General features: G+C 60.2%; 12 protein-coding genes and 1 pseudogene. 9 read left to right on the forward strand and 4 right to left on the reverse strand.

From position 1 onward, the window contains the following. On the reverse strand, nt 1-396 hold a 396-nt coding region (locus tag AB1Z34_RS07535), incomplete at its 3' end, for a recombinase family protein (protein ID WP_367158150.1). 125 nt (nt 397-521) lie between these two features. Here AB1Z34_RS07535 and AB1Z34_RS07540 point away from each other — a divergent pair. From AB1Z34_RS07540 to AB1Z34_RS07550, 3 genes and pseudogenes are all read left to right on the forward strand, one after another. Next, nucleotides 522-3,407, forward strand: a complete 2,886-nt coding sequence (locus AB1Z34_RS07540) for a Tn3 family transposase (protein ID WP_367158151.1) — start codon at nt 522-524, stop codon at nt 3,405-3,407. After that, nucleotides 3,359-4,337, forward strand: a pseudogene (locus AB1Z34_RS07545) (IS481 family transposase). Before AB1Z34_RS07540 ends, AB1Z34_RS07545 begins: the two are co-directional and overlap by 49 nt. A gap of 40 nt (nt 4,338-4,377) precedes the next feature. Beyond that, nucleotides 4,378-5,406 (forward strand): TIGR00730 family Rossman fold protein, encoded by a 1,029-nt coding sequence (locus AB1Z34_RS07550; RefSeq protein ID WP_367158152.1) that lies wholly within the window; start codon nt 4,378-4,380, stop codon nt 5,404-5,406. A 26-nt stretch (nt 5,407-5,432) separates the two neighbouring features. Here AB1Z34_RS07550 and AB1Z34_RS07555 read toward each other — a convergent pair whose 3' ends face one another. After that, nucleotides 5,433-6,359: a glycoside hydrolase family 25 protein gene (locus AB1Z34_RS07555; RefSeq protein WP_070602239.1), complete on the reverse strand. Its 927-nt coding sequence runs from the start codon at nt 6,357-6,359 to the stop codon at nt 5,433-5,435. A gap of 106 nt (nt 6,360-6,465) precedes the next feature. Here AB1Z34_RS07555 and AB1Z34_RS07560 point away from each other — a divergent pair, with 106 nt between their 5' ends. The 3 genes from AB1Z34_RS07560 (at nt 6,466) to AB1Z34_RS07570 (ending at nt 11,089) form a co-directional block, all read left to right on the forward strand. Then, on the forward strand, nt 6,466-8,499 hold the full coding sequence (locus AB1Z34_RS07560; RefSeq protein ID WP_367158153.1) for a M13 family metallopeptidase: 2,034 nt from the start codon (nt 6,466-6,468) through the stop codon (nt 8,497-8,499). Nucleotides 8,500-8,739: 240 nt separating this feature from the next. Further along, nucleotides 8,740-9,741, forward strand: coding sequence for a sugar-binding transcriptional regulator (locus tag AB1Z34_RS07565; protein WP_256886960.1), 1,002 nt, complete (start codon nt 8,740-8,742; stop codon nt 9,739-9,741). A gap of 154 nt (nt 9,742-9,895) precedes the next feature. Beyond that, entirely contained in the window at nt 9,896-11,089 is a 1,194-nt protein-coding gene (locus AB1Z34_RS07570; RefSeq protein WP_257877185.1) for a YihY/virulence factor BrkB family protein, read from the forward strand. Nucleotides 11,090-11,124: 35 nt separating this feature from the next. Here AB1Z34_RS07570 and AB1Z34_RS07575 read toward each other — a convergent pair whose 3' ends face one another. Further along, complete coding sequence (locus tag AB1Z34_RS07575; RefSeq protein ID WP_367158154.1) at nt 11,125-12,342, reverse strand: NupC/NupG family nucleoside CNT transporter; 1,218 nt, start codon at nt 12,340-12,342, stop codon at nt 11,125-11,127. Between the two features lie 45 nt (nt 12,343-12,387). Next, entirely contained in the window at nt 12,388-12,807 is a 420-nt protein-coding gene (locus AB1Z34_RS07580; protein ID WP_048732021.1) for a cytidine deaminase, read from the reverse strand. Nucleotides 12,808-12,976: 169 nt separating this feature from the next. Here AB1Z34_RS07580 and AB1Z34_RS07585 point away from each other — a divergent pair, with 169 nt between their 5' ends. The 3 genes from AB1Z34_RS07585 (at nt 12,977) to AB1Z34_RS07595 (ending at nt 16,794) form a co-directional block, all read left to right on the forward strand. Next, nucleotides 12,977-14,263 (forward strand): thymidine phosphorylase, encoded by a 1,287-nt coding sequence (locus AB1Z34_RS07585; protein ID WP_367158155.1) that lies wholly within the window; start codon nt 12,977-12,979, stop codon nt 14,261-14,263. A gap of 106 nt (nt 14,264-14,369) precedes the next feature. Beyond that, on the forward strand, nt 14,370-15,020 hold the full coding sequence (gene deoC / locus AB1Z34_RS07590; RefSeq protein ID WP_070866447.1) for a deoxyribose-phosphate aldolase: 651 nt from the start codon (nt 14,370-14,372) through the stop codon (nt 15,018-15,020). Nucleotides 15,021-15,030: 10 nt separating this feature from the next. Continuing rightward, a complete protein-coding gene (locus AB1Z34_RS07595; protein WP_367158156.1) occupies nt 15,031-16,794 on the forward strand; it encodes a phospho-sugar mutase in 1,764 nt (587 codons plus the stop codon). The last annotated feature ends 393 nt before the right edge of the window (nt 16,795-17,187 follow it).

Below are 17,187 nucleotides of genomic sequence, written 5' to 3' on the forward strand. Positions count from 1 at the left end.
CCTGGGCGAAATGCGCCTGGTAAGCAGAGTTTTTGAAATGTAAGGCCTTTGAATAAGACAAAAGGCTGCCTCATCGCTAACTTTGCAACAGTGCCTCTGAGCGCCCTTTCCAGTCAGAACCCGCAGGCCGATCTTGCGGTCTGACAGCTCCTTCACCGTGTTGACCAGATGGGCAAGCGATCGTCCGAGGCGATCGAGCTTCCAGACCACCAGCACATCGCCGTCACGCAATGACTTGAGGCAGGCAGTCAAGCCAGGGCGATCATCACGACCGCCGGAAGCAAGATCATCATAGATATTGTCCCGTTCGACACCTGCGGCGCGCAAGGCGTCGTGCTGCAGGTCGAGAGACTGCGAGCCATCGGCTTTGGAGACGCGGGCATATCCGATCAGCATGTATCACAAACGTTGGTTTGAGGCGGCGCTTCGGCCACGATTGCATTGACCTCTGGAAATGTATCTCAACCAGCTTCATAAACAAAGCGTCTTGAACGCTATCAGATTTTGAAAAAGGAACATGTATGCCGCGTCGCGTCACTCTAACCGATCGGCAGAAAGACGCGCTGTTGCGCTTGCCGACTTCACAGACGGATTTGCTCAAGCACTATACGCTGAGTGATGAAGACTTTGGGCATATCAGGCTGCGTCGGCGCGCTCACAACAGGTTCGGCTTCGCCCTGCAATTGTGTGTCCTGCGCTATCCCGGCCGGGTGCTGGCTCCAGGCGAACTGATCCCTGCAGAGGTCATCGAATTTATCGGAGCGCAGCTTGGCCTGGGTGCCGACGATCTCGTAGACTATGCTGCCCGCGAGGAAACACGGCACGAGCATCTTGCCGAGTTACGGGGGCTCTACGGCTTCCGCACCTTCTCCGGACGTGGTGCGAGCGAGCTGAAGGAATGGTTGTTCCGAGAAGCCGAGATGGCGGTGTCGAACGAGGATATCGCCCGTCGCTTCGTAGCCGAGTGCCGACGCACCCGCACTGTCCTTCCCGCGACATCCACGATCGAGCGGCTTTGTGCCGCGGCTCTCGTCGATGCCGAGCGACGCATCGAGACGAGGATCGCCAGTCGGCTGCCTATGTCGATCCGAGAACAGTTGCTGGCATTGCTCGAGGAGACGGCTGATGATCGGGTGACCCGTTTTGTGTGGCTGCGCCAGTTCGAGCCTGGCTCGAACTCTTCGTCGGCCAACCGGCTGCTCGACCGGCTCGAATATCTGCAACGCGTCGATCTCCCCGAGGATCTGCTTGCCGGCGTTCCTGCCCATCGGGTGACTCGTCTGCGCAGGCAGGGTGAACGGTATTATGCCGACGGCATGCGCGATCTCCCGGAGGACAGGCGGCTTGCGATCTTGGCTGTTTGCGTCTCGGAATGGCAGGCGATGTTGGCCGACGCAGTGGTCGAAACCCACGACCGGATCGTCGGCCGTCTCTACCGTGCTTCGGAGCGTATTTGCCATGCAAAGGTCGCAGACGAAGCGGGGGTGGTGCGTGACACCCTGAAATCCTTCGCCGAGATCGGGGGCGCCCTGGTCGATGCACAGGATGATGGCCAGCCGCTGGGCGATGTCATCGCGAGTGGGTCAGGGTGGGACGGCTTAAAAACCCTTGTTGCAATGGCAACCAGGCTGACCGCCACCATGGCCGACGATCCGCTCAATCATGTGCTCGACGGTTATCACCGCTTCCGCCGATACGCTCCACGCATGTTGCGCCTGCTCGATCTGCGAGCTGCGCCCGTTGCACTGCCGCTTCTGGAAGCGGTGACGGCCCTTCGTACCGGTTTGAACGATGCCGCGATGACCAGCTTCTTGCGGCCCAGCTCGAAATGGCATCGCCACCTTCGGGCCCAGAGGGCTGGCGACGCTCGCCTATGGGAGATCGCGGTGCTGTTCCATCTGCGCGATGCGTTCCGCTCCGGAGATGTCTGGCTTACTAGGTCCCGGCGCTATGGCGATCTGAAACACGCACTCGTTCCGGCACAAGCCATCGCGGAAGGCGGTCGTCTCGCTGTGCCATTGCGGCCGGAGGAATGGCTGGCAGACCGGCAAGCTCGCCTCGACATGCGGTTGCGCGAGCTTGGCCGTGCCGCTCGCGCAGGCACGATCCCGGGCGGGTCGATTGAAAACGGCGTTCTGCATATCGAGAAACTCGAAGCCGCCGCGCCGACAGGCGCCGAAGATCTGGTGCTCGATCTCTACAAGCAGATCCCGCCCACGCGCATCACCGATCTCCTGCTGGAGGTGGATGCGGCGACCGGCTTCACCGAAGCGTTCACCCATCTGCGCACAGGAGCACCCTGCGCTGACCGGATCGGGCTAATGAACGTTATCTTGGCGGAAGGGATCAACCTCGGCTTGCGCAAAATGGCGGATGCGACAAACACCCACACCTTCTGGGAATTGATCCGCATTGGACGGTGGCATGTCGAGGGCGAAGCCTATGACCGGGCGCTGGCCATGGTGGTCGAGGCACAGGCAGCGTTAGCCATGGCCCGGTTCTGGGGCATGGGCACGTCGGCTTCGAGCGACGGACAGTTCTTCGTCGCTACAGAGCAAGGTGAGGCCATGAACCTGGTCAACGCGAAATATGGCAATACCCCGGGCCTGAAAGCCTATAGCCACGTCTCCGACCAATATGCGCCGTTCGCAACCCAGGTGATTCCTGCAACGGCAAGCGAAGCGCCTTACATCCTCGATGGCCTGCTGATGAACGATTCTGGACGCCATATCCGCGAGCAGTTCACCGACACGGGCGGCTTCACCGATCACGTCTTTGCCGCATGTGCCATTCTCGGCTACCGGTTCGCTCCGCGCATCCGCGACCTGCCATCCAAACGGCTCTACGCGTTCAATCCGTCGGCCGCCCCGGCGCACCTGCGAGCGTTGATCGGCGGAAAGGTCAACCAAGCCATGATCGAGCGCAATTGGCCCGACATCCTGCGCATCGCCGCCACCATTGCTGCCGGGACCGTCGCGCCAAGCCAGATTCTGCGGAAACTCGCCTCCTATCCGCGGCAGAACGAGCTCGCGACAGCCCTGCGGGAAGTCGGTCGCGTCGAGCGCACCCTGTTCATGATCGACTGGATTCTGGATGCCGAACTCCAACGGCGTGCCCAGATCGGGCTCAACAAAGGCGAAGCTCATCATGCGCTGAAGCGGGCAATCAGCTTCCACCGCCGCGGTGAAATCCGCGACCGTTCCGCCGAAGGCCAGCATTACCGCATCGCCGGCATGAATCTGCTCGCCGCCATCATCATCTTCTGGAACACCATGAAGCTCGGCGAGGTCGTTGCAAACCAGAAACGCGATGGAAAGCTGCTATCGCCCGATCTCTTGGCCCATGTTTCGCCGCTCGGATGGGAACACATCAATCTCACCGGAGAATATCGCTGGCCAAAGCCTTAGCGTAGGATTCCGCCCCCTCCCGCAAACGACCCCAAGATGTTCATGGTCTCCCCGATCACTGCCCGGAAATGGGCAGGCCGCTACCGGGAAGAGGGTGAGTTTGGGATGCAGGATCGCTCCAGCAAGCCGCACCGGATCCCAGGCAGGACGCCCGAGCATGTCAAGAAGAAGATCATCAACCTGCGCTGGCGGCTTCGACTGGGGCCAGCCCAGATCGCTGCGCGACTTGGTCTCTCGACGTCGACTGTTCACGCGGTCCTCGTCCGTTGCCGCGTGAACCGCCTCTCGCATATCGATCGTGTCACTGGCGAGCCATTGCGGCGATATGAGCATCCTCATCCGGGATCGTTGATTCATGTCGATGTCACGAAGTTCGGCAACATCCCCGACGGCGGTGGACATCGTTACGTAGGTCGGCAGCAAGGCGCACGGAACAAGCTCGCGACTCCGGGATTACCACGAGGAAAAGATCACAAGCCGCGCACCGGGACGGCGTTCGTTCACACAGTCATCGACGACCACTCCCGCGTCGCATACGCAGAAATCTGGTCGGATGAGCAGGCGAGCACAGCGGTGGGAGTTCTCGAACGCGCCGTGGCCTGGTTCGCCGAACGAGGCGTGACCGTCGAGCGAGTCCTATCCGACAACGGGTCGGCATACAGATCCCACGCATGGAGGGACTTCTGCGCTCGGCTCGGCATCCGACACAAGCGGACACGCCCCTACCGGCCGCAGACGAACGGGAAGATCGAGCGATTCCACCGCACGCTCGGGGACGGCTGGGCCTATGCCAGGTTTTACGGTTCAGAGGCCGAACGACGCCTGGCGCTGCCCGGCTGGCTCCACTTCTACAACCACCACCGACACCACTCTGCGATTGGCGGCGTACCCTTCGACCGACTCAACAACGTCCCTGGACATCACACCTAGGCGAAAGAGCCTCGGCGCTTCCTTCACCTAAGGAGCCCGCGTGACTGCACAAACCCGTTCCATCGTTGTCGCCGCAATGGTTGTGACTGACCCGGTGGGGCGGGTTTTGTGCGTTCGTAAGCGGGGCACGGATACGTTCATGCTGCCCGGCGGCAAGTTCGAGCCGGGTGAGTCCGTCGATAACCCGGAGGTCACCGCCGCGCGCGAGGTCTCCGAGGAGCTCGGCGTGGACATCGAGCTATCGCAACTGCGTCCGTGGAATATCGCCCGCGCAGCCGCCGCCAACGAGGCGGGCTTCGAGGTCGTCGGCCACCATGTGCGCTATGTCGGAGAGTTCACCGATGAGCTGGCGAACGTTCAGCCCCATGCCGAGATTGAAGAGGTCCGCTGGCTCGACCCCTGGCTGCCGACCGGGAAAATCGCCCCTATGCTGGCCGAGACCACTCTGCCGAAGCTCCGCGAAGAGCTGCCGCAGCTTGCCGCTGGCCGTGAACAGCCACAGCGCGCACTGTCGTCACTAACTGTTTTCTGCGGCTCCGGCTTTGGCAACGATCCCGCCTGGCGCGTCACCGCCGAACGCCTCGGCCAGACACTCGCGAAAAATCGGGTGGAGCTCGTCTACGGTGGCGCGGCGATTGGTCTTATGGGCACGGTTGCTAACGCAGCGCTTGACGACGGCGGCAGTGTCACCGGTGTCATCCCCGAGGTCCTGGTCAAGAAGGAAATTGCCCATCCGCGGCTGACTCACCTGGAAACTGTTGCGACTATGCCCGACCGCAAGTCGCGCATGTATGAGCTTGGCGATGCTTTTGTTGCGCTCCCCGGCGGCGCGGGCACGCTGGAGGAGTTCTTCGAAGTGTGGACCCAGCAGCACCTGGGGATTCATGCCAAGCCAGTGGCATTGCTGGGACCTTCGGGCTTTTGGGAGCCGCTGTTGGCTCTGCTCCGCAACGTTGTGGATGCGGGTTTTGTGCGGCCGGAGCTTCTCGATGCGCTTATTGTCGTCGACGACGTCGACAAGCTCCTGCCTGCGTTGATTGCGTGGCGTGCGGGTCGGACGAAGTTTTAGCCTGCCCCAGACCCCACAACATACTGCTAGTGAGCAGCAGCCAGCTGTTGCAGCTCAGCGTCGGTGCCGTTGAAGACGTCCTCGTCCACGTTGGTCGGGATGCCATCGACGCGGCCGGTGGAGGAACGCTGCCAGAAGGCCATGCTCTCCCAACCGCCCGGCAGTGAGGTCGGAGCGCTGTCTTCGTAGGCGGCGAGCCACAGCGGGTAGTCAGTGAAGTCGGTCGAGTTACCCATCGGGTTCTGCCAGAACCAACGGTAGGTGTAAATCATCGGGGTTTCGCCGGTCTTTTCCTCTACGCGCTCGAGGAAGTCCTTGGTCCACTTCTGCAGCTGGGTCGGGTTGAGGCCATTATCCAGCTCGATGTCCAGCACCGGCGGCAGTGTCTTGTCTGTGGAGATTTGCTCATCGCGCTGCTGCAGTGCTTCTACGTACTGGTCAGCCTGCGCAATTGCAGAGCGATCCGGGTGTGCCTTGTGGTAGCTGCCCACATACAGACCGGCCTTCGCTGCAGCGATGGAGTCCTCGAGGAAGTACTTCTGGTCACCTTCGACACCGTCGGTGGCCTTGATGAAAGCGAACTTCTGGCCGCTGGCTGCGACCTCGTCCCATTTCAGTGCGACGCCACCTGGGCGCTGCCACTTGGAGACGTCCACGCCGGTCGGCCCCATGTTGAAGCCAGAGCGAGCCGAGTTAGACGATGCGCTGGTAGCCGGACCAGTTGACGAACCGTTGGCGTCAGAGCCCTGCGACTCCTGAACAGTCAAAAAGTCGAGCGAGCCCTTGGAATCAGCAGCGGACGGGTTGGAGTGTGCAGATGCATCCTGTGTTTGTGCGTCTGCCGGTGCAATAGCACCCAAGGTCAGCGGCGCAACGGCCACGATACTTGCCAAAGTGGCGCGTCCCGGGCGCCGCTTCAGCACCGCGTTCGCGGAAAGTGGAAGAAATTTCATGGTTTGCACCTTACCCCCTAAACCACTTCAGCCCCATTCGTAAGCCTAAACTTATTCCACCCCTCCAGTCACAGCTTCAATCCGCCCTTGCCCCTAGACTGGCGGCATGACAAATAGCACTAATACTGAGACCCAGTCCGCAACGTCCCAATTCTCAACAACTCCTCGCCCGCAGGATGACCTCTACTTGGCCACCAACGGTGAGTGGATTAGCAATCACGTCATCCCGGCTGACCGCCCCATCGATGGCGCCTTTTACAAGCTGCGGGATGAGGCGGAGGAAAACGTCCGCGAGCTCATCACCACTGCCGCCGATGCGGATCCGAATTCCCGCGTCGCTCGCTTGTACAACTCTTTTATGGACGAAGCCGCTATTAATAACGCCGGCGCAGCTCCTCTCGCGCAGGATTTAGAAATGATCGCCTCCGCCGAGAACGCGCATGAGCTGGCGTTGGCTCTCGGCCGCCTCGACCGCCTCGGTGTCGGTGGTGCGCTCGGGTACTGGGTAGAGAAGGATTCCGGCTCGGACCTGGATGCTCTCTATCTGTTGCAGTCGGGCCTCGGCCTCCCGGATGAGGCTTACTACCGCGAGCCGGGTCACGCCGACACCCTCGCTGCCTATGAACAGCATGTTGCCGCTATGTTGAAGCTTCTCTCCTCGCATGACGACGGCGCGGGGGACCTCTCCACCGCGCTTGCTGCATTCGAGTTGGTGGACCCGGCCGCTGCGGCGGCGCGCATCGTGGCTTTTGAAAAGCGTATTGCCGCTGGTCACTGGAATGTGGTCGATACCCGCGATGCACTGAAGACCTATAACAAGACGGCCATTTCTGACCTCCCCACCGGCTTCCCGGTCGCGGAGTGGCTCGCGGCCACCGGTGTCAATGAGACGAACCAGACTGCCATCGACACCATCGTGGTGATGATGCCGTCGTACTTCGAGCACTTGAGCAAGTTGTGGCAGGACACTGACCTGGCAGATCTGCGCCTGTGGGCACTGTGGCGCGTCCTCCACCAGCGCGCCGCCTACCTGTCGGATGACTTCTCTGCGGAGAGCTTTAACTTCTACGGCCGCACCCTGCAGGGTTCGACCGAGCAGCGTGCACGCTGGAAGCGTGGTGTTGCCTTTGCGGATGGGGCGGTTGGACATGACGTCGGCAAGCTGTATGCGGAAAAGCACTTCCCTCCGGAGTACAAGGAGCAGGTCCTGGAACTGGTGGACTACCTGCTGGCGGCGTACCGGGAGCGAATTTCGAAGCTGCCGTGGATGACGAAGGCGACACAGGAGCGGGCGCTGGAGAAGCTGTCGCTGTTTAAGGCCAAGATTGGCTACCCGGAGCGTTGGCGTGATTACTCGGCGATGGAGCTCGGGGATTCGCTGATGGACAATGCTCGCGCTGCCAGCGCTTTTGCGCATGATTATGAGGTGGCAAAACTGGGCACCCCGGCCAATCGCGATGAGTGGCATGGCACTCCGCAGACGGTCAATGCCTTCTACAATCCGGTGGTCAATGACATCACGTTCCCAGCTGCGATTTTGCAGTCGCCGTTCTTCTCACCGGACGCTTCCCCGGCGGAGAACTTCGGTGGCATCGGTGCGGTTATTGGTCACGAGATTGGGCATGGTTTTGATGACCAGGGCTCGCAGTATGACGGTCACGGCAACCTTCACCAGTGGTGGACCGATGAGGATCGCGCAGCTTTTGAGAAGCTGACCTCCGCACTGGTGGATCAGTACGAGGGCCTGGTTCCGCAGGCTCTGCGCGAGCAGGCCGAGGAGGGCACTGACCTACCTGGTGTCAACGGTCGCTTTACCCTGGGCGAGAACATCGGTGACTTGGGCGGGCTTGGTATTGCTGTCGTCGCTTTCCGCCGTTTCCTCGCTGCCCGCGGAAAGGAACTCGGGTTGGAGGACACCCCCGAGACCTACCGTGACCTGTTCAAGCAGTGGGCACTGGTCTGGCGTTCCAAGATTCGTCCGGAGTTTGCACGTCAGCTGCTTGCCATTGACCCGCACTCGCCGGCGGAGTTCCGCTGCAACGTCATTGCCAGCAACATCGATGAGTTCCATGAGGCCTTCGGCACTTCAGCGGGGGACGGCATGTGGCGTGAGCCGAATGAGCGCGTGAATATCTGGTAATTCTGCGGGAACCCAACCTGCGCTGCGTTACCCTCCGATGCCTTCCGCAGCCTCCGGGGACAGCCAACGCCTCACCGTTTACTACAAATGCAAAAGCTGACTTTTTGTTTTTGCAAACGTGGAACTAAAATCACAGGTGAGGCGCACGCTTTCCCGATGATCAAATCGGGCAGGGCCCCAATCAAGCGAGGTTCCTGTTACAAGTGCGCTTGCTAAGTGCTCTTGCTGGAGGAGGCCGCTGTGGACACTCGCGACATCCAAGCACTCACCGCCGTCAAACTCTATTACGGCGAGGGGCTCACACAGTCTCAGGTTGCAGCCGAACTCGGGGTTTCCCGTCCAACGGTCTCTAAACTGCTCAACCTTGGCCGCGAGCGTGGTTACGTGCGCATTGAGATCCACGATCCGCGAGAGGAAGCCTCAGAGACCGCTACGCAGATGCGGGATCGCTACAAGTTGAACGATGTGCGCCTGGCGCAACCGGCACGCGCTGGCAACGCGGTCTTGCTCCGCGAGTTGGGGCGTGTGGGCGCCGAGCTTCTCGACGAGCTGGTGGTCGACGGTACCCTTCTCGGTGTTTCGTGGGGCAAGACCATGTACTCCGTATCCACGCAACTGAAGTCCAAGGATGTCTCGGGCGTGGAAATTGTGCAGCTCAAGGGCGGAATGAGTCATTCCGATAAGTCGACGAATGACATCCGCACTATTGGCGGGTTCTGCCACGCTTTCCATGCCTATGCCCGCACATTGCCGCTGCCGGTGATTTTCGATTCGGTCGAGACCAAGCGCATCGTGGAACAGGATCGGTTCATCGCCAGCGTATTGGCGCTTGGCCGGACGGTGGACATTGCCGTTTTCACTGTCGGCGCAGTCGACCATGATTCACTGGCCTTGAACTTGGGGCAGCTGTCGGCAACCGAAAAGGACTTACTCGTGGAGCGCGCAGTGGGCGATGCCTGCTCACGCTTCTACCGCCCGGACGGTGGCATTGCGCTGCCAGAGGTCGATGCCCGCACGGTAGGTATCAGCCTCTCTGACCTGCGCCGGATCCCCACTCGGGTACTTGTGGCCGGTGGCGCACACAAGGCCGAGGCTATCGATGTGGCCCTTCGAACAAAGTTGGCCACTCACTTGGTCATTGACGATGCCACCGCCGAGCGCCTACTTTCGCTCGACTCATCGGACTCACTGGGCTCGCCAGACTCACCCCCTAGCTCCACCCCTCCCTCTGCCACGGATTAGCTGTCTCGGGACGCATCAGTACAAAGAACTGACACCCGGGCCTGAGAAGCGCCTCTGCCCTCTTCGACCGATAGACTTAAGCGAGCCTGCATGTCAGCGCATATGTCGCACACGTACCGCAGCCGCTGTCAGGTCGGAGAGGACGATTCTTTAGGTGTCACCAGCACAGCAGATCAAGCACACACTTCAGGCCTACGAGTCGGCAGATGCATCTTTTGCTCAGTCCGCGAAGAAATTGCCATCCGTGGGATGGAAAGGAGCGCTCTACGCTCTCAAGCGTGCGGGTATCGAGTTTTTCTTGGAGCTCGGTTTCGACGCTGCCGCGAAGTTGACCTACTACACTGTGTTGACCTTCGCGCCTGCACTGCTGGCGATTTACTCAATTGCCACGCTGATGCTGGCCGGCTATACAGAAGACCTCAACCGACTGACCGAGGATTTCATCCGCAGCTACATCCCGGCTGAGTATGCCGAACCGATTCGCAATGTCATCTCAACGATTATCGGCTCCGCCACGGGCGGTCTTGTCGCACTGACTATCGGTATTGTTCTTGCGCTGATTTCGTCGTCGGCCTACACACGCGCATTTTCGCGCACGGGTAACTCCATCTATGGCGTTTCCGAAGGTCGCACGCTTATTCGCTACCACCTGCTCATGGTCGCCATTACGCTATTGCTGCTCATTGGCACGGTGGTGCTGCTTATTGCGATTATTGTCAATGACCAGCTAGTTATCACCATCGTCGAACCGGTTGCCCGCCCGTTGGGCATTGAATCGACCACGCGACAGGTCATTGACTTCTGCATCTCCGTCTGGAGTTGGCTGCGCTGGCCGGTCATTATCGTCATGTCGATGATCCTGATTGGCTCGCTGTACTACTTCACACCGAACGTGCGCATGCGCAAATTCCGCTGGCTCAGTACCGGTTCGGCACTGGCAATTATCAGCTCGCTGATTATTGGCAAGGCATTGCAGCTTTACCTGTTCAACTTTGCGGCTTCAAACCCCTACGGCGCCATGGGTGCCGTCATTGCTCTCATGACTGCACTTTGGGGCATTAATGTCGTCGTGGTCTTCGGCTTTAAGCTGGATGCCGAGGTTGAGAGGATGCGCCAACTGCGCGCCGGCCTGCCCGCAGAGCGATACATCCAGCTTCCACCCCGAGCTACCGCGGCCGCCGAGGGCGAGCAGAAGATCCATCAGAATCTAGAAAAGCAGGCGGCCGAATTCCGAACTGAGGAACCCGACCGCCTGGATAAAATGCCAGCAGAAGCAACTGAAGATTTTTCCTCGCAGCCCGCTGCTGAGACTGACCCTGCTACCGATCCGTTCCAGAAGATCGACTAGCAGGGCCAGTAACTAACCACACAGCAAGCACCTAGCTATAGCGCAATCACACCCACAATTGCAGCGTTGAGCAGGTTGGTGCACAGACCCGCAATCAGCGCCAGCGGACCGTTCTTGGCAATCTCACAGCGACGTTCCGGCGATAGCGCACCGAAGGAACCGATCTGAATTGCAATGGAAGACAGGTTGGCGAAGCCAGCCAGGGCGAAGGTCGCCAACATGATGGACTTCGGATCCAGCGAGTCGACGTGCTCCGAGAACGAGGTGTAGCCGACGAACTCGTTCAGAATCGTCTTCTCACCAATGAAGCTACCGACCAGCCCTGCGTTCTCCCACGGCACACCAATCAGCCAGGCAATCGGCGCGAAGATCAGACCGAACAGCCCCTCCAGCGACCAGTTTTCCTGACCGAACCAGCCGCCGATGCCGCCAATCATCGCCGACAGCATCGCAATCACAGCGATGAACGCAATCAACAGACATGCCACAACCACAGCGATACGACCGCCGGCCAACGCACCCGCCCCGAGCGCGTCAATGACGTTCTTCGACTCAGTGTCGCGGACATCCTTCACCGACGCATCCAGATCGGATTCCTCCGTCTCCGGCCAGAAAGTCTTCGCAATCAGCAGCGAGCCCGGCGCGTTCATTACCGATGCCGCCAGCAGGTACTCCAACGGCGCACCGAGCAGGGAGTAACCGATCAAGGTCGATCCGGCCACCGACGCAAAACCGCCCGACATACATGCGAACAGCTCCGACTTGGTCAGTTTCGGAATATACGGCTTAACGACGAGCGGAGCCTCCGACTGCCCGAGGAAAATCACCGTGGAAGCGAAGACGGACTCCACCTTCGAGGTTCCCATAATGAACTTCAGTGCGGACCCGACATATTCAACGAAGTACTGCACTACCCGCAGGTAGTAGAGGGCGCCGAGGACCGCGCCCAGGAAGATGATCACTGGCAGCACGTTGAGCACGAAGACGAAGTTTTTACCCGTGCCGTCGAAAAGATTACCGAAGACAAACGAGGTGCCCTCATTTGTAAAGTCGATCATCTTCTCAATGGCACCGGCCACGCTCTTCAACGCCTGGAAGCCGGGTTCCCACTTCAGCACTACCAGCGCGAACACCGCTTGCAGCAGCAGGCCAACGCCGAGTGTGCGCCAGTTAATGGCTTTCCTGTTCTTTGAGATAGCAATGGCAAATCCGATGACGAGGATGATGCCCAGTAAGCCTTGCAGTCTATCCATGACTAAGGTCTTCTTTCTTGATAAAAGAGGCTGCGGTGATGATGCCTACAGGTCCTCGGGACCAAAGGCGTAAGGGAGAATTTTTTCGAAGTCGATGCTGGCCGGAGCGCCTAAACCACCATTTTCCGGGCGCTCGGATTCCACAATGACACGCTTGCACCCAAATTCGTGCAGGACCTGCCGACAGGCACCACAGGGGTGGCACGGTGCCGCCTTTCGCCCGACAATGGCACAGGCCGCAATCTTATGGTTGCCGCCGTGCTCCGCGACCATGCGGAACACGGCTGTACGCTCTGCGCAGTTGGTCAACCCATAGGACGCATTTTCCACGTTGCAGCCTGTGACCACCGTGCCGTCGTCAAGCAGAAGTGCGGCACCGACCGGAAAACCTGAATAGGGGACGTACGAGTTTTCCGTGGCTGCGTAGGCCTTAGCCAGTAGTTCTTCGTCTGAAATGTAGGACATTGTGCTCTCCCTCCCCGAGCCTGTTCGAGGTGTTTATGCAAACATACTTATGTGGGTACAAATGGAAAGTTGCCTATTGACATTTGTTCTAGTGCTGATGATAATCGGAATCAGCAGAGTTCACAAGACCAATATCGCTAAGCACGATCGCCTATAAAAGGAGCGAACAATGGCTGAAAAGTTCGATGTAGTTGACGTCATCAAGGTAAAGCGTGATGGCGGTGAGCTCAGTCCGGAAGAGATTTCCTGGGTCATTGATGCCTACACTCGCGGTGTCGTGGGCGATGAACAGATGGCGGCGCTGAACATGGCCATCTTCATCCGCGGCATGAACCGTCGCGAGATTGTGGATTGGACTCAGGCGATGATTGACTCGGGCGAGACCATGAGCTTCGCATCGCTGAGCAAGCCCACCACGGACAAGCACTCCACCGGTGGTGTCGGCGACAAGATCACACTGCCGCTGGGCCCACTGGTGTCCTCCTACGGCGTGGCCGTCCCGCAGCTGTCTGGCCGTGGCCTCGGCCACACCGGCGGCACCCTGGACAAGCTGGAATCCATTCCGGGCTGGCAGGCTGATGTTCCGAATGACCGCTTGATGCAGGTCCTGGAGGATTCCGGCGCGGTCGTCGCAGCAGCCGGTGCGGGCCTGGCACCTGCGGATAAGAAGATTTACGCGCTGCGTGACATCACCTCGACGGTGGACTGCATTCCGCTGATTGCCTCGTCGATCATGTCCAAGAAGATTGCGGAGGGCACCTCCAGCTTGGTGCTGGATGTCAAGGTCGGCTCGGGCGCCTTCATGAAGGATCTGAATCAGGCCCGCGAACTGGCCCGCACCATGGTTGACCTGGGCAACGACGCGGGCGTGAACACCCGCGCGCTGCTGACGGACATGTCCACGCCGCTGGGCCTGACCATCGGCAACGCCCTCGAGGTCCGCGAATCGGTGGAGGTTCTCGCCGGCGGCGGCCCCGCAGACGTCGTGGAGCTGACCTGTGAACTGGCCCGAAACATGCTGGAGCTGGCCGGCGTACACGATGCTGACGTGGAGCAGGCTCTGAAGGACGGCCGCGCAATGGATTCGTGGAAGAAGATGATCCGCGCTCAGGGCGGCGATCCGGATGCCGCGTTGCCGGTGGCACCTCACACGCACGATGTGGTTGCGCAGGCCGACGGTTACCTGACCAAGCTGGATGCACTCGCTCTCGGCGTTGGTTCCTGGCGCTTGGGCGCGGGACGTGCTCGTAAGGATGATCCGGTGCAGGCCACTGCCGGTATTGAGATTTTCGCCAAGCCGGGAGACAAGGTGGTCAAGGGCCAGAAGCTGCTCACGCTGCACACTGAAACTCCGGATAAGTTCGAGCGCGCTCTCGAGTCCATCGAGCCAGGCATTGAAATCGGCGACACCGCGCCGACAGCCGAGCACGAGATTATCCTCGATCGCGTGTCCTAGAAAAATTACTGATGGGCTCGCGTCGGCGCCACTTCCCCGCCCCGAGCCCGCCACCTCCCTACCTTGACGCTCTCTCCCAAATTTCCGAAAGGACTTGATTTCTCCCATGACTTCCCGCGCTGATGTTGCCAAGATGATTGACCACACCCTGCTCAAGCCAGAAGCCACCTCTGACCAGGTCAAGGCTCTTATCGCCGAGGCCGCCAAGCTCGGCACCTACTCCATCTGCATCTCCCCCTCGCAGCTCCCAGTCGAGGTGCCTGAGGGCCTGCACATCGCCACTGTCGTCGGCTTCCCCTCCGGCGCGGTGAAGGCCGAGATCAAGGCCGCTGAAGCCGCTCGCGCTGTGGCCGATGGCGCTGAAGAAGTCGACATGGTCATTAACATCGCTTTCGCCAAGGAGCACCGCTTCGACGACCTCGAGGCCGAAATCAAGGCTGTTCGCGACGCCATTCCGGGCAAGATCCTGAAGGTCATCATCGAGTCGGCCGCCCTGACCGATGAGGAAATCATCGCAGCTTGCAAGGCCTCCGAGTCCGCAGGCGCAGACTTCGTCAAGACCTCCACAGGCTTCCACCCGGCCGGCGGCGCTTCCGCTCACGCCGTGAAGCTCATGCGCGAAACCGTGGGCGACCGCCTTGGCGTCAAGGCCTCTGGCGGTATCCGCGATGCCGCTGCCGCTGAGGAAATGATCGCCGCTGGCGCCTCTCGCCTGGGTCTTTCCTCCTCCGCCGCTGTCCTCGACGGTCTGAAGTAGGCGAACCCCGATGCTCTCCGAACAGCTACAAGCCACCATCACCGATTGGATCGCCCACGATCCGGACGAGGCCACCGCCGCCGAGCTCTCTTCGCTTTACGACGAAGCCAAGGCCGCCAACCCCGATGCGATTGCCGAGCTGGAAAGCCGTTTCGCCGGGCCACTCGAATTCGGCACTGCAGGTCTTCGCGGTGTCGTTGCAGCTGGTCAGTCCCGCATGAACCGTGCCACGGTCATCCGTGCCACCGCTGGCCTGGTTGCGCATCTGAAGAACATTGTGGGCGACGACTTCACCGTGGTCATTGGTTGCGATGCCCGCCACGGCTCCGCCGATTTTCACCGCGATGCCGCCGCGGTTGTCGCCGCAGCCGGTGGCAAGGCCCTGGCTCTGCCACAGCAGCTGCCCACACCGGTGACCGCCTTTGCCGTGCGCCACCTCAATGCCGATGCCGGCATCATGGTCACGGCCAGCCACAATCCACCGAAGGACAACGGCTACAAGGTTTACCTCGGTGGCCGCGCGGTGGAGTCGGATTCCCGCCGAGGCGTCCAAATCATCGCGCCCCATGACAAGCAAATTGCGGACGCCATCGCCGCTGCTCCACCGGCTGATGAGGTCCCGCGTGACTTCGATGCCGTCGAGCAGGTTGGTCCTGAACTGCTGGATGCTTATGTGAAACGGGCGGCAGCGCTCGCAACGACGTCGTCAAGCGAAGAGAAGCAAGCAGCGAAGATTGTTCTCACCCCGATGCATGGTGTCGGTGGCGAGACCATCGTGCGCACACTGAACGCGGCAGGTTTCTCGAATGTCAGCGTGGTCGAAAAGCAGTTCGCGCCGGATCCGGAGTTCCCGACGGTATCGTTCCCGAACCCGGAGGAAGCCGGTGCGCTGGATCTTGCGTTTGAGCTCGCGCGTGCCGAAGACGCGGATGTCATCATCGCGGCTGACCCGGATGCGGACCGCTGCTCGGTGGCTATTCCGGATAGCGGCGTCGACGGCGGCTGGCGACAGCTCTCCGGCGATGACATCGGTGCGTTTCTGGGTGAAGTCATCGCTGCGGATGCCGAGGCCCGTGGGATTGCGACCGTGACCAATGATGAGGGCGCAGAGTTTCCGGCCACAATGGCTAACTCGATTGTGTCCTCACGCCTGCTGGGCAAGATTGCCGCAGGTCACGGACTGAATTATCGCGCTACACTGACTGGCTTTAAGTGGATTGCTGGTGTGGACGGGCTCGTCTTCGGCTACGAGGAGGCCATTGGCTACTGCACCGATCCGGCAGTCGTGCGAGACAAGGACGGCGTATCTGCGGCGGTGCGTGTCGCCGACGCGGTGGCGCGTCTGAAGGGCCAGGGGCTGGGCATTCAGGACCTGCTGGATGAGGTCGCCTGCGCCCACGGCCTCTACAAGACCGCCCCGTTGACCTTCCGTGTCGAGGACCGCTCGCTGATTACCAAGGGCATGGACACTCTGCGTGCCAACCCGCCTGCACAGCTGGCCGGAGCGAAGGTCACGCAGGTCACGGACATGAATGATGGCCTAGACATGGTCGACGCCAAGGGCGAGAGCTATCACATCCCGCCTACCGACGGCATTCTCATCCTCACCGAGGCCAACGACCGCGTCATTGCCCGACCTTCCGGCACGGAACCGAAGCTGAAGTGCTACCTGGAAGTCGTGCTGCCGGTCGCTTCGGCCGCGATTCCGCACGTGGCCGCGGCCGAGCGGCTCGACCAGATTAAGGCCGAGCTCAAGGAAATCCTGGGGATGTAGCCACTAAGCAGCTACCAGCTACCAGCTACCAGCTACACCCGGCAACAAACTGGGGTGCGCATGAACAAAACGGCCGAAAAATGGCCGTGGGGTTTCACGCGCACCCCAGTTTCGCATGTGCAGCCCGGAGTCTTGGGCCGGCTCACAAGTTACTGACTAGGTTTATGACAAAAACAAGCAGAAATTAGTGCCGAAACTGACATAAACTTAGGCAGTTTCTCGATGGTCACAACCTCATTTGAAGCTCACCACCTCATTTCGGGTCTAGCTAAACCCGTTCTGGCCGCATTTTGCGGACGACATGCGTCTCCTAACATGCTTTACAGTTTTCCCAGTAATACAATAAAAGCCGTTAACCGTGTCCCCAAGGGATGGAGCACCATTCGCTACGTG

The organism is Corynebacterium sp. 045007, from assembly GCF_040743205.1.
In the GTDB taxonomy this organism is placed as follows: Bacteria; Actinomycetota; Actinomycetes; order Mycobacteriales; family Mycobacteriaceae; genus Corynebacterium; species Corynebacterium jeikeium_D.